At 57.1% G+C, this 13582-nt stretch carries 8 protein-coding genes; 6 read left to right on the top strand and 2 right to left on the bottom strand.

Features of this window, described 5'->3' with window-relative positions:
• Positions 1 to 97: 97 nt before the first annotated feature.
• Complete coding sequence (locus VSS37_RS16895) at positions 98 to 733, bottom strand: DUF4124 domain-containing protein (RefSeq protein WP_324697092.1); 636 nt, start codon at positions 731 to 733, stop codon at positions 98 to 100.
• A gap of 100 nt (positions 734 to 833) precedes the next feature.
• On the opposite strand from VSS37_RS16895, the gene VSS37_RS16890 reads away from it, so the two are divergent.
• Together VSS37_RS16890 and VSS37_RS16885 are read left to right on the top strand one after the other, a co-directional pair.
• Positions 834 to 1928, top strand: coding sequence for an efflux RND transporter periplasmic adaptor subunit (locus tag VSS37_RS16890; protein WP_324697090.1), 1095 nt, complete (start codon positions 834 to 836; stop codon positions 1926 to 1928).
• Positions 1921 to 5157 (top strand): efflux RND transporter permease subunit, encoded by a 3237-nt coding sequence (locus tag VSS37_RS16885; RefSeq protein WP_324697089.1) that lies wholly within the window; start codon positions 1921 to 1923, stop codon positions 5155 to 5157. The genes VSS37_RS16890 and VSS37_RS16885 overlap by 8 nt, the downstream gene beginning before the upstream one ends.
• 63 nt (positions 5158 to 5220) lie before the next feature.
• On the opposite strand, the gene VSS37_RS16880 is transcribed toward VSS37_RS16885, so the two are convergent.
• Positions 5221 to 5784 carry a YfbM family protein gene (locus tag VSS37_RS16880; RefSeq protein WP_324697087.1) on the bottom strand — a complete coding sequence of 188 codons (564 nt, stop codon included), beginning with the start codon at positions 5782 to 5784 and terminating at the stop codon, positions 5221 to 5223.
• A 393-nt stretch (positions 5785 to 6177) separates the two neighbouring features.
• On the opposite strand from VSS37_RS16880, the gene VSS37_RS16875 reads away from it, so the two are divergent.
• The 4 genes from VSS37_RS16875 to VSS37_RS16860 all read left to right on the top strand — a co-directional run.
• The gene (locus VSS37_RS16875; RefSeq protein WP_324697085.1) at positions 6178 to 8526 is read left to right on the top strand and encodes a Tex family protein; all 2349 of its coding nucleotides are present in this window, start codon (positions 6178 to 6180) and stop codon (positions 8524 to 8526) included.
• Between the two features lie 266 nt (positions 8527 to 8792).
• Entirely contained in the window at positions 8793 to 9719 is a 927-nt protein-coding gene (locus VSS37_RS16870) for an ABC transporter ATP-binding protein (RefSeq protein WP_324697083.1), read from the top strand.
• Complete coding sequence (locus tag VSS37_RS16865; protein ID WP_324697082.1) at positions 9712 to 12675, top strand: Gldg family protein; 2964 nt, start codon at positions 9712 to 9714, stop codon at positions 12673 to 12675. Before VSS37_RS16870 ends, VSS37_RS16865 begins: the two co-directional genes overlap by 8 nt.
• Before the next feature lie 3 nt (positions 12676 to 12678).
• A partial coding sequence (locus VSS37_RS16860) for a DUF4340 domain-containing protein (protein WP_324697081.1) occupies positions 12679 to 13582 on the top strand: 904 nt, incomplete at its 3' end.

Raw genomic sequence — 13582 nt, 5'->3', positions numbered from 1 at the left:
AATTAGCGCACCCTAATAAACAAACCTTACTTTCCAGAGGAAAATGGTTGTTTTCCAAGGGTTGTTGCTAGGTTGCGTTACTCTTTTATGATCTATGTCAATTTGTGGACGGAACCAGCGCCGCCGCCCCGTTTGCGCTATCATTGCTTCCCTTGCCATCATCCGTAATGGCATCTTTCCCAGTAGCATCGTCGCTCCCCTGGTTGAGTGCAGTGTTGTCCGTTGAAAAGCGCGCGTCTGAAGCCTGTTCTGTTTGGCTGGTTTTGTCACTGCCCTTGTCTTTACTGCTGAACATTTTTGGCTGGCACATCGTATCGAGATCGTTTTGCAGCTCTTTTATTTTGGCATCTTTTTCATCAGCCGTGAGGATGCGTTCACCCTTTGCATCCTTCCATTTGACCAGGGAGTTGGCAGTCATTTGTTTTAAGACCTTAGCCTGTTGCGCGCAAAAATCACGGTGCTTTTGTTCGCTTTTGGCACCCGCTTCCTTGGCTGCGGCCATTTCATCCTGATCCGGTTTCTTTTCTGGAACTGGGGCGGTGTCGCCCAGTTTGCCGGTGGAAAGCTTGATATCGTCTTCAATATCCTTGCTTTTGACGTTGGCCGGAGGAGGCGTTTGCGTGTATTGGGTTTTACCGTCCTTGTCCGTCCACTTGTACATTTCAGCGGAAACATCTTGAATAAAAAATAAGCTTACCAGCAGCGCGACAGGCGTCAGGATTGTTTTTTTCATGGGGCACCTTATTACGTTAATAGTTGACTGCATATTAGTATTTTCTAATATTCTTTGATAGGATGCGTCAATTTCCAGTGTTATTTAGAGTAAGTATGCCATGAAAATCCTACAACAATGGGTACTGATCGTCGGATTGTCCACGCTTGTCGCCTGTGGCGGCTCGGAACAGGCAGGGCAGCCTGCAAGCGGGCAGCAGGTCAAATCCGGCCTTCAGACAACCAAGGCCAGCGCAATCGGCATGCCAGAAATGCATTATCTGGATGGTCATGTGGAAGCCGTCAACCAAAGCACCATCTCTGCCCAGACCAGCGGTGTCATCGAACAGTTGTTCTACGATGTGGACGATTACGTCGAAAAGGGCAAGGTGATCGCCCGCATCAAATCGAAGAGCCAGCAGGCGGGCGTCCAACAGGCGCAGGCAGCGCTGGATGAGGCGGATGCACGCTACAAGGAGGCCGAGGCCGAATTCAAGCGCATCAGTGACATTTACGCCAGGAAACTGGTGCCAAAAGCGGATTTTGATTCCGCCCAGGCAAGCCTGAAAGCCGCTGAGGCGCGTCTGGACGCCGCCAAAGCGCAGGTGACACAAGCGGGGGAACAGCTCGGGTATACGTCCCTGATCGCACCTTATGGTGGGATTGTCACCAAACGGCATGTGGAACTGGGTGAAGCCGTCAACCCTGGCACGCCCATCATGACCGGCATTTCGCTTGACCAGTTACGGGTCGTGGTGGAAGTGCCGCAGCGCCTGATCGCCCAGGTCCGCCAGGAAAAGAAGGCGTTCGTGTTCCAAGATGGCTCCAACAAATCCTTGCCGGTCAAAGACCTGACGTTCTTCCCCTATGCTGACCCAAAAACCAATGCGTTCAAGGTGAGGATTGACCTGGCCGATGGCGCAAAAGACCTGTTCCCCGGCATGTTCGTCAAAGTCGCCTTCGTCATTGGGCAGCAGGACGGCGTGGTCAGCGTGCCGGAAAGCGCCGTGGTTGTGCGCAGTGAGGTCATCGGTGTTTACGTCATCAACGCCAATGGCCAGCCATCCCTGCGCCAAGTCCGTCTGGGGCGCAAACTGGATGATAAGGACATCAGCGTGCTGGCTGGCCTGGATGCGGGTGAAACCATTGCGCTTGACCCGGTGCAGGCGGCCATTTTCCTGAAGCAGCAGACAGCGGAGGCCAAACACGATGAATGAGCCAAAGCTTGGCGTTTCCGGCGGAATTGCGAAAAAATTCCTGACCACGGAAATCACACCGCTGCTGGCGCTGGTTGGCCTGCTGTTGGGGCTGTTCGCCGTCATGGTGACGCCGCGAGAAGAAGACCCGCAGATCAATGTGACCTTCGCCAACGTTTTTATCCCATTTCCGGGCGCGAGCGCTGAACAGGTGGAAAGCCTGGTCAGCACCCCTGCCGAACAAGTGCTGTCGGAAATTGAAGGGCTGGAACATATCTATTCCATTTCAATGCCGGGGATGTCGGTGCTGACGGTGCAGTACAAGGTAGGCGAAGAGCGTACCGCCGCACTGGTGCGCCTGTACAACAAGATTGCCTCCAATCAGGACTGGCTGCCGAAAAACCTGGGGGTTGGCACGCCATTGATCAAGCCAAAGGGCATCGATGATGTGCCGATTGTGGCGCTGACGCTGTGGACGGATGATGAGAAACGGGGCGCGTTTGAGCTTAACCAGGTCGCCCACGCGATTGAGGCCGAGCTCAAGCGGGTGCCGGGAACCCGCGACATCTACACCATTGGCGGGCCGCAACAGGTGGTGCATGTGCTGCTGGATGCCGACAAACTGGCGGGACACGGCATCTCGCTTTCTGATTTGCGCAGCGCCCTACAAGCCAGCAACTCCGCACGCGATGCGGTTTCCCTGGTCAACCATAATGAGGAAATCCAAGTGCAGGCAGGCACATTCCTGATGGACGCCGATGAAGTGGGCGACCTGATGGTGGGTGTGTTTGACGGCAAACCCGTTTTCCTTAGGGATGTGGCGGAGGTGAAGCGTTCTGCGGATTCACCGGAAGCCTACGTCAGTTTCGGCTCTGGAGTGGCGGCGGGACATAAGGGTTTGGCAAGTGGCATCCGTGCCCCTGCGGTGACGGTTGCGGTGGCCAAACAGCCGGGCACCAATGCGGTTGATATTGCCAACAATGTGATTGACCGTTTTGAAAAACTGCGCGGCACCTTTGTTCCAGAAGGCGTCAAGGTTACGGTCACCCGCAACTACGGTGAAACTGCGCAGGCCAAGTCCGAAAAACTGATCCACAAGCTGATTATTGAAACCATCGCGGTAGTCCTGTTGATCTGGCTGGCGCTGGGTTGGCGGGAGGCATTGATTGTCGGCGCTGCGGTCATTATCACCCTGGCGGTCACGCTGTTCGCTTCCTGGGCGTATGGCTTCACCCTCAATCGGGTGTCGTTGTTCGCCCTGATTTTCTCCATCGGCATCTTGGTGGATGACGCCATCGTGGTGGTGGAAAACATTCACCGCCATATGCAGAAGGGCGGAAAAAAGTTGCTGGAAGTCATCCCGCTGGCGGTCGATGAAGTGGGTGGCCCGACCATCTTGGCGACCTTTACCGTGATTGCGGCTTTGCTGCCGATGGCCTTTGTCTCCGGCCTGATGGGGCCATACATGTCGCCGATCCCGATCAATGCCAGTATGGGGATGCTGATTTCGCTGGCGGTCGCCTACGTGGTGACGCCATGGATGACCAACAAGATGCTGGCCAGGGTCGATTTCAGCCATCATGCGCATGAGGCTGAGGGCAGCAACAAACTGAAAAACTTTTTCAGCCGCATCATGTCGCCTTTCCTGGATGACAAAAAAGGCGGCAAACGCCGCGCCACGCTGTTCCTGGTGATTACCCTGCTGATTGCCCTGTCGGCTTCGCTGGCGGTGGTCAAACTGGTGGTGCTGAAAATGCTGCCGTTTGACAATAAGTCGGAATTCCAGGTGGTGCTGGATATGCCGGAAGGGACATCCCTGGAGCAGACATCCCGCATCCTTAATGAGATGGCGGATTATCTTGGTAAGGTGGAGGATGTCACGGATTACCAGATTTACGCCGGGACAGCGGCGCCAATCAACTTCAATGGCCTGGTGCGCCAGTATTACCTGCGGGAAGGCTCCAATGTCGGCGACATCCAGGTCAACCTGACTGATGCGCATGAGCGCAACCGCCAAAGCCACGCCATTGCGCTGGACGTGCGCCCGCATTTGCAGGAAATTGCCCAAAAATACAATGGCAGCGTCAAGGTGGTCGAAGTTCCCCCTGGCCCGCCGGTCATGTCGCCGATTGTGGCCGAAGTCTACGGGCTGGATTATCCGGGGCAGATTAAGGTCGCCAAACAAATTCGCGGCGTATTTGAAAAAACGGACGACATTGTGGACATTGACGACAGCGTGGAATACCCACAAAAGCGGCTGGTGGTGCAGGTCGACCGTTCCAAGGCTGCGCTGCTGGGTGTGTCGCAGGATGCGATCGCCTCGGCGGTGGATACGGCATTGCATGGCGAAGACGTGGTGTTCCTGCATGGCAAGGGCATCAAGTACGCCGTGCCGATCCGGCTGGAATTCCCCGTGGCGCTCAAGGACAAGATGGATTCCGTCCTGGCTTTGCGGGTACGCAGCCAGTCCGGCGAACTGGTGCCGATGTCCGAACTGGTGAACGTGCAGGAAACCACACGGGAAAACTCCATTTACCACAAGGACTTGCTGCCGGTTGTGTATGTCATGGGCGACATGGCGGGGAAAACCGATAGCCCGCTCTACGGGATGTTCAGCATTTTCTCCGGCATCCAAGATTTGTCTGTCTATGGCAATCCGGTCAACCAGCATTTCATCGCCCAACCGGATGACCCTTATTTGTATGGCATGAAATGGGATGGCGAATGGCAGGTGACCTACGAAACCTTCCGCGACATGGGCATCGCCTACGGTGTGGGCATGATCCTGATCTTCCTGCTGATCGTGGCGCAATTCAGGTCATATATGATCCCTTTGGTGATAATGTCGCCCATTCCATTGACCATTATTGGCGTCATGCCGGGGCATGCATTGCTGGGGGCGCAATTCACCGCCACCTCCATGATCGGCATGATTGCGCTGGCGGGCATCATCGTGCGCAACTCAATCCTGTTGGTGGATTTCATCAATGAGCAAGTGAGGGGTGGGATGGCGTTGAAGGACGCCGTCATCAATTCCAGCGCTGTCCGCGCCAAGCCGATCGCCCTGACGGCGCTGGCGGCGATGGTCGGGGCGTTCTTCATTATTGATGACCCGATTTTCGGTGGCTTGGCGGTGTCCCTGATTTTTGGGATTCTGGTGTCAACCGTATTGACACTGGTGTTGATTCCGCTGATGTACTATATGTACGCCCATAACCGGCTGGATATAATTACCGGAAAAACCGTATAGGGCCTGTTACAGACCGTGTTCAATCTGACGTAATCCCCGGCTCCGCGTATGCGGACTGGGGTTTTACGTTTCAGACGCCTTCGTCAGGTACAGGGTCAGGCCCATGCCGTTTTCTGCGGCATGGCGCAGGAAGTGCTGCATGGCGGCAAACCGCTCCAGACAGGCGTTCAATGCGCCTTTATCTTCATCCCATAACCGTTCCGGGTAAATGTCGTCATCCAGCATCTGCAACGGGTCGAAGCGTTTCATCAGTTCTGCGGAGGTGTGATGGCTGATGTCCTGGGCAATTTTCCGGGTTTCGCAGGAACCAAAAATACGGGCGGGGCCGTAGCCCAGATCCACATCGCCCACATAACTGCCGCCGTCAAGCAGGAAAGAAGTCGGGAACGCCCCGTTCCACCCTTCCCCGCACATGAGGTAATGGATGCCGTGCCAGTATTCCCCCAACGACTCCCGCAAATAAATGGGTTCAGGATGCAAGGTTTTGCGCGCAACGGCCTGTTTGCCTACGGAGCCTGACGCATTGCCCTGGCTGGGAAACACAACTGTCCAAATCAATGTTGGATTTTTAATTAACTGCTCAATGTTGGAATCCGAAATGGCAGCCAGATGTAAATGTACATCCATGGATAGACCCCTTGCAAAAAATAGAAAAATTTAGGCAATATAAGCCTTTATCAATAATTTCGAATTAGTCGTTTCAGATTGGTTGGCTCTCTCCAATCGTCTGTGTTTTGTCGATTCAGTATTCTTGTAGAGAGCTGTCTGCGAAGACTATCTGAACACTTTGTAGCCGTATTATTGCAGTAGGCAAATTGATTTGCTGTGATAGTAATCACCAAAGCGGCTTGAGGATCTTCATATTGGTGCTGATATTACTATTTACTGTTTTTATTAGTAAAATCTATTTAATATTAATAGATTCGCAAAATCATGGATTAATAATATTAATCGCTTTTGTTTTGCAGCCATATATGACTTTGCTATTATCCTCCACCTGATCACAACAATGAGTTTTATATGCAAAATATCCTCTCGCGCATTGCCGCCGAGTTGGCGGTTCAGGACAAGCAGGTGGCTGCTGCTGTCGAATTGTTGGATGAAGGCTCCACTGTCCCCTTCATCGCCCGTTACCGCAAGGAAAAGACCGGCGGTCTTGACGACACCCAACTGCGTTTCCTTGAAGCGCGTCTGGGCAGTCTGCGTGAACTGGAAAAACGCCGCGAAACCGTGCTCAACAGCATCCGGGAGCAAGGCAAGCTGAGTCCGGAATTGGAGCAGCAGGTGTTGGCAGCGGCGACCCGCACTGAACTTGAAGACATTTACCTGCCTTACAAGCCCAAACGCCGCACTAAAGCAATGGTTGCCCGCGAAGCTGGCATCCAACCACTGGCGGAGGCGTTGCTGGCTGATCCGCGCCTGGACCCGGAAACGGAGGCCGCAAACTACCTGAACCCCGCCATGGAGTTTGCCGATGTCAAGGCGGTGCTGGATGGCGCGCGGCAAATCCTGATGGAGGATTTCGCCGAAAACGCCGAACTTAGCGGGCAATTGCGCGAATACCTGTGGGAGCAGGGCGGCCTTGAATCTGGCGTCATTCCGGGCAAAGAACAGGAAGGGCAAAAGTTTGCTGATTATTTTTCTTACAGCGAAGCGGTCGGCGAAATTCCGTCCCACCGTGCGCTGGCGTTATTCCGTGGGCGCAATGAAGGCATCCTGGACCTTAAGCTGGATGTGCCGGTCGCTGAAGGCGCGAGCCACCCTTGTGAAGAAAAAATTGCCGCTGCGTTCAATATCCGCGACCAAGGCAGGGCGGCAGACCGCTGGCTGCTCGACACCGTGCGCTGGGCCTGGAAAGTCAAGCTGCATGGCCGTTTGGGCACCGACCTCAACCTGCGCCTGCGCGAACAGGCGGAAGCTGAAGCGATCCGGGTGTTCGCCGCCAACCTCAAGGACTTGCTGCTGGCCGCCCCGGCGGGCGCACGCGCCACCATGGGCCTGGATCCGGGGCTGCGCACTGGCGTAAAAGTCGCCGTCGTGGACGCCACCGGCAAACTGCTGAATTTCGCCACCATTTACCCGCATGTGCCGAAAAAACAATGGGAGCAATCGATTGCAGTGCTGGCGGAAATGTGCGCCAAGCATGCCGTCGAATTGGTCAGCATCGGCAATGGCACGGCTTCGCGCGAAACCGACCATCTGGTCGCCGACCTGATCAAGCGCCATCCGGAGCTGAACCTGTCACGGGTCGTGGTGTCGGAAGCGGGCGCTTCCGTTTATTCCGCATCGGAACTGGCCGCCAAGGAATTCCCAGGCCTGGATGTCTCCCTGCGCGGGGCGGTTTCCATCGCCCGCCGCTTGCAAGACCCACTGGCGGAACTGGTGAAGATCGACCCCAAATCCATTGGTGTTGGCCAGTACCAGCACGATGTGAACCAGCCGGAACTGGCGCGCAGCCTGGATGCGGTGGTGGAGGATTGCGTGAATGCCGTCGGGGTGGACGTCAATATGGCCTCCGCTGCGTTGATGGCGCGGGTCGCTGGTTTGAACCAGGGGATTGCCGAAAATATCGTGGCGTTCCGCAATGACAATGGCCCGTTCCGCAACCGCAACCAATTGAAAAAAGTCTCACGCCTAGGTGAAAAAACCTTCGAACAGGCTGCCGGTTTCCTGCGTATCCGCGATGGCGAACATCCTCTGGACGCCTCCGCCGTGCATCCGGAAGCCTACCTCCTGGTGGAGCAAATTGCGGCGGTCAACCGTCACCCCTTGCAGGAGCTGGTGGGCAACAGCGAGTTTGTCGGCCAGCTCAAGCCTGCCGATTACGTCACTGAACAGTTTGGTTTGCCCACCATCCGCGACATCCTGGCCGAACTGGAAAAGCCGGGCCGTGACCCGCGCCCCGAATTTGTCACCGCCAGTTTCCGCGAAGGCGTCAACGAACTGGAAGACCTGCAACCCGGCATGATCCTGGAAGGGGTGGTCACCAATGTGGCCAATTTCGGCGCATTCGTTGACATCGGCGTCCATCAGGACGGCCTGGTGCATATCTCGCAGCTGACCAGCAAATTTATCAAAGACCCACGCGAAGTGGTGCGCACCGGCGATGTGGTCAAGGTGCGGGTGGAGGAAGTGGACGTGCAGCGCCGCCGCATCTCCCTGACCATGCGTCTGGATGACAGCGGCCAGAAAGCCGCCGCGCCAAAGCCTGCCAATCACGAAAACCGCAAACGGCAAGGCAGGCCAGAACCGCGCAGCCCTAAGGCGGAGGCCCCTAAACCCGCGAAGAAGGCAGGTCGGGAAGCGCCTGCGGCCAATTCGGCCATGGGTGACGCACTGGCCGCCGCCTTTGCCCGCCTGCAAAAGTAGAACCTGATCTTCTCCCCATCCTCCGGTAAGGCGGCACCTCGCCACCTGCTTGCGCCGCCTTACCGGAACCTTGCCAACTGATTAAAAATCCGTAACTGGCGTCTGCTTCCATCCCTTCCCTAGAATTACCCCTGCAACGGCGTTTGGTCTTTGATTTGGAAAGGGCAGACAGGCAGGCGGCTACGTTTCCCTCCACGTAGCTTGCCTGTCCGCTGTTGCTTCCATGGCGCTTGTAAATAATTCGAACAGACATGCAAGGGTAGAACATGATCACAGTCACAAACCTGAGCCGCCATTACGGCGAATTCAAGGCGGTTGATGATGTGTCGTTCAGTATCCAGCCCGGCGAGGTGGTTGGGTTACTGGGACACAACGGGGCAGGCAAGACCACCATTATGAAAATGGTCAGCGGCTTTCTGGAGCCAACCGCAGGCGGCATCGCCATCGGCAAACTGGCGATGGGCGCGGACACGGCGGCCATCCAGCGCCGCATCGGTTATCTTCCGGAAAACTGCCCGTTGTGGATGGACATGACCGTTATCGATTACCTGGCGTATCAGGCCAGTTTGCACGGCATAACGCCAGACCAGCAAACTACCGCCGTCGCCAGGGCCATCCGCCGCACCGCTTTGCAGGATAAGGCGACAGCGTTGATCCAGACCCTCTCGCGCGGTTACCGCCAACGGGTCGGCGTCGCCCAAGCCATCCTGCACAACCCCGACATCATCATCCTTGACGAACCCACCAATGGCCTTGATCCGGTGCAGATCAACCAAATGCGCAGCCTGATCCATGACCTTGCGCTATCCGCCACGGTCATCCTCTCCACCCACATCCTGCAAGAGGTGCAGGCGGTATGTGAGCGGGTGCTGATCATGCGTTCCGGCAAGCTGGTGCTGGATTCACGGTTGGATGCGCTACAGCAAAGCAAACATTTATTGCTGACCCTCAACAATCCCAGGGCCAAACGTTATCTGGATACGCTGGCTGGCGTGGGCAAGGTGGAGGCGCAGCAGGCATGCGCCGGACGCTACATTTACACGCTGGAAGCCGACCCCGCCACCGCGCCGCAAGTGGCCGCCGCGGTGCATGCCGCCGGTGACCAGCTATTCAGCCTGCAAGCGGAATCCCGCACCCTGGAAAACGTGTTCGCCGAGGTCAACAGCGGTGGCGTGGAGGTTGCGCATGGCTAAACATTCTGCCCCATGGCTGTCAGTCTTCCGGAAGGAATTCAACAGCTTTTTTGCTTCGCCTGCGGCGTGGCTGTTTCTCGGCGCTTTTCTCGCTGTCAACCTGTTCATCTTTTTCTGGGCGGAAGCCTTTTTCGCCCGCAACTTGGCGGATGTCACGCCGCTGTTTGAATGGATGCCCATCCTGCTGATTTTCCTGGTCGCTGCGCTGACCATGCGCAGTTGGTCGGAAGAGCGCCGCGCCGGGACGCTGGAAAGCTTGCTCACCAGCCCAGTCAGCCCGCTGCAACTGGTGCTGGGCAAATTCGCCGCCAGTCTCGCGCTGGTGGCGCTGGCGTTGCTGCTGACATTCCCGTTGCCGCTGACGGTGGCGCGGCTGGGTTCGCTGGATTGGGGGCCGGTATTTGGCGGCTACCTGGCAAGCTTGTTCCTGGCGGCTGCGTATATCGCCATTGGCCTGTACATGAGCGCCCGCACCGACAACCCGATTGTGGCGCTGATCCTGACGGCGGCGGGCGGCGGCGTGTTTTATCTGCTGGGTTCCAATCTGCTGACCGCGCTGTTCGGGCAACAGGCGGGCGGTTTGCTGGCGTTGCTGGGCAGCGGTTCACGCTTTGACTCCATTACCCGCGGGGTGCTGGACATCCGCGACTTGTATTACTACCTGTCGATCACCGGCGTTTTCTTGGCGCTGAACCTGCTGACGCTGGAACGGCTGCGCTGGGCGGGCAATCCGGCTTCTCCCCGCCATAAAACGTGGTATTGGGCGGTTGGCTTGGCGGTCGCCAACCTGTTGCTGGCGAATGTCTGGCTGCAAAGCGTCGGCTGGGCGCGGCTAGACCTGACCCAGGGGCACATTTATTCGCTGTCGTCAGCCACCAAACAGTATATGGCGGGCTTGCAGGAGCCGCTGCTGATCCGTGGTTATTTTTCGGATAAAACCCATCCGCTGCTGGAGCCGCTGGTTCCCCAGATCAAGGACTTGTTGAAGGAATATCAGGTCGCGGGTGGCGGCAAGGTGCGGGTGGAATTTGTTGACCCGCATACCGACCAGGCGCTGGAGTCGGAAGCCGCTGAAAAATACGGTATCCGTCCGGTGCCATTCCGCATGGCCAGCCGTTACCAGTCCGGCGTGGTCAATTCCTACTTCAATATCCTGGTGTCTTACGGTGACCAGTTCCAGACTCTGGGTTACGAAGACCTGATTGAGGTCAAGGCCAACGGCGAACGCGACCTGGATGTGTTGCTGAAAAATCCCGAATACGCCATCACCCGCGCGATCCGCAAGACGGCCAACGCCTATCAGGCGGGCGGCAACACCTTCACCAGCCTGGACAAACCGGTCACCTTCCATGCCTATGTTTCCTCCGCCGACAAATTGCCCAAAGCGTTGGCGGATTTGCGCAAGGAGCTGGAAGCCACCCTGAATGAAATGCAACAGGCCGCCAACGGCAAACTGAAGGTCAGCTTTGAAGACCCTGACGCCAATGGCGGCGCGCTGGCGAAAAAATTGCAGAATGATTATGGCTACGGCCCGCAAATCGCCAGCCTGTTTGACCCCAAGCCGTTCTGGTTCTACATGCAACTGGAGGGCAACGGCTCCACCGTGCAGGTTCCCCTACCTGAACAGTTGGACAACAACAGCCTCAAGCAGGCCATCAACGCCGGTTTGCAACGCATGGCACCCGGTTTCCTCAAGACCGTGGCGATCGTCACCCCAGCGGCTCCGGCAGGCGGCAACCCCTACATGCCCCCGCAGGGCAGCAAACGCTACGAAGAGCTGCGCAAGGCGCTGGAAGACAATGTGCGCCTGGAAGACACTGACCTGAAAACCGGCATGGTTCCGGCGGACGCTGACCTGCTGCTGCTGTTGGCACCGGAAAACCTCGACCAGAAGCAACTGTTCGCGGTGGACCAGTTCCTGATGAAAGGCGGCTCCGTGGTGGTGGCGACTTCGCCATTCGATGTCGCCATCGGCCAGTCGCTGGAGGCGCACAAGAACACTTCCGGCCTGGAAGACTGGCTCAAGGCCAATGGCCTGACGCTGGCCGACAGCATGGTGCTGGACCCGCAGAATGCGCAGTTGCCGGTTCCGGTTCCCCGCCAGGTCGGGCCGATTACAGTCGATGAAATCAGGATGATGCCTTACCCGCATTTCCCCGACATCCGCAAGGAGGGCCTGAATGCCGACAGCCCGGTGACTGCGGCGCTGGATCAATTGACCCTGAACTGGGCTTCGCCAATCAACGTGGACAAAACCAAAAACCAAGGCCGCAAGGTGACGGAACTGCTGCATTCCTCCCCGCAGAGTTGGACTTCGAACGAGTTGAACATCCTGCCGGACTACCGCCAGTATCCGGACACTGGCTTCCGGCCTGAAGACGCGCGCGCACCGGAATTGCTGGGGGTTACGGTGGAAGGCCGCTTCGATTCTTGGTTCAAGGGCAAGCAGTCGCCATTGCTGGAAAAAATGGTGGATAAAACGGCGGACAAAACGGACAGCCAGGACAAGCCGCAGGACGCCGCCAAGGATGCGCCTTCCGACCCTGCCAACCCGGATGCTGGCAAGGATGCGAAACTGGCGGACAAAACCGTGGTCAGCAGCATCATTGACCGTTCGCCGGATTCCGCCCGCATCACCCTGGTCAGCAGCAACGCTTTCGCCAGCGATGATGTGTTGCAACTGGCTTCACAGGGGATGGGCGCGCAATACACCCGCCCGCTGGATTTCCTGCAAAATGTGCTCGACTGGTCGCTGGAAGACCAGGGGCTGCTCAGTATCCGTGGCCGCGCCAGCTTCGCCCGCACCCTCGCGCCGATGGGCCATTCCGCGCAACTGTTCTGGGAATACCTGAATTACGCGCTGGCCTTGCTGGGGCTGGGGGCCGTTTGGTTGTGGCGGCGCATGGCGCGCAAGCGCACACAGGCGTATTACCAGACAGTGCTGGCGGAGGTATAAGCCATGAATAAGACAATCCGTATCCTTGCCATCGTGCTGGCGGTGCAGGCGGCCGTTTCCGCCTATAGCCTGATGGGGCGTTCCTCGCTGGAGGCCACGCCTGCCAACAGCAGCCTGCTCAGTTTCGAGGTTGGGCAGGTTGACCATCTGGTGGTGAATGACGCAGGACAGGCTTCGACAGAAATCGTCAAACAGGGCGGCAAATGGGTCTTGCCCGCAGCTGACGGTTTCCCGGCGGATCAGGCCAAGGTTGGCAGAATGCTGGATACCCTGCACGGACTGAAACGGGGTTTGCCGGTTGCCGCCAGCGGGGCTGATTTCACCCGCTTCAAGGTGGACGGCAAGAGCTTTGAGCGCCATGTGCTGCTGAAAAAAGGCAATGATGTCGTGGCCGACCTGTATCTTGGCAACGGGGCGGGGGTGAACCGCTCCTATGCCCGCATCAGCCAGGACAAGGCGGTCTATGATGCAGCGGTTGGCACATATGATTTGCCCACCAATCCGGATGGCTGGGAAGACAAAACCGTCCTGGGTCTGGCCGACAAGGAGGTTTCCGCAATTGACCTCAACAGCGGCCTGAAACTGACCCGGACTGTGGCGGCGGACAAAACCGTCGATTGGCAGGCATCCGCGCTGGAAGCGGGCAAGCGCCCCAAACAGGCGGCGGTGAACCAGTGGTTGTCACAGCTGACGGCGATCAGTTTCGATAAGGTGTTGGGCAAGGAAGCCAAACCCGACTACGGGCTGGACAAACCGGCGCTAACGGTCACCTTGACGTATGGGAAAAGCGCGCGCTCCTATCAGTTCGGCAAGCTCAAGGATGGCGATAACTATGTCCTGAAAGTCTCTGACCGGCCAGAATTTTTCCAACTTGCAGGGTTTGCCGTCAAACCCTTGCTGGATGGCG

The sequence above is a fragment of the Candidatus Thiothrix phosphatis genome, assembly GCF_035668035.1.
Classification (GTDB): Bacteria; Pseudomonadota; Gammaproteobacteria; order Thiotrichales; family Thiotrichaceae; genus Thiothrix; species Thiothrix phosphatis.
Note: the sequence above shows the minus strand (reverse complement) of the source record. Positions and strands in the feature narration are given on the sequence as shown.

Coding starts and splice junctions, on each gene's coding strand:
- VSS37_RS16895 (WP_324697092.1), bottom strand. CDS start 733: ATGAAAAAAACAATCCTGACGCCTGTCGCGCTGCTGGTAAGCTTATTT.
- VSS37_RS16890 (WP_324697090.1), top strand. CDS start 834: ATGAAAATCCTACAACAATGGGTACTGATCGTCGGATTGTCCACGCTT.
- VSS37_RS16885 (WP_324697089.1), top strand. CDS start 1,921: ATGAATGAGCCAAAGCTTGGCGTTTCCGGCGGAATTGCGAAAAAATTC.
- VSS37_RS16880 (WP_324697087.1), bottom strand. CDS start 5,784: ATGGATGTACATTTACATCTGGCTGCCATTTCGGATTCCAACATTGAG.
- VSS37_RS16875 (WP_324697085.1), top strand. CDS start 6,178: ATGCAAAATATCCTCTCGCGCATTGCCGCCGAGTTGGCGGTTCAGGAC.
- VSS37_RS16870 (WP_324697083.1), top strand. CDS start 8,793: ATGATCACAGTCACAAACCTGAGCCGCCATTACGGCGAATTCAAGGCG.
- VSS37_RS16865 (WP_324697082.1), top strand. CDS start 9,712: ATGGCTAAACATTCTGCCCCATGGCTGTCAGTCTTCCGGAAGGAATTC.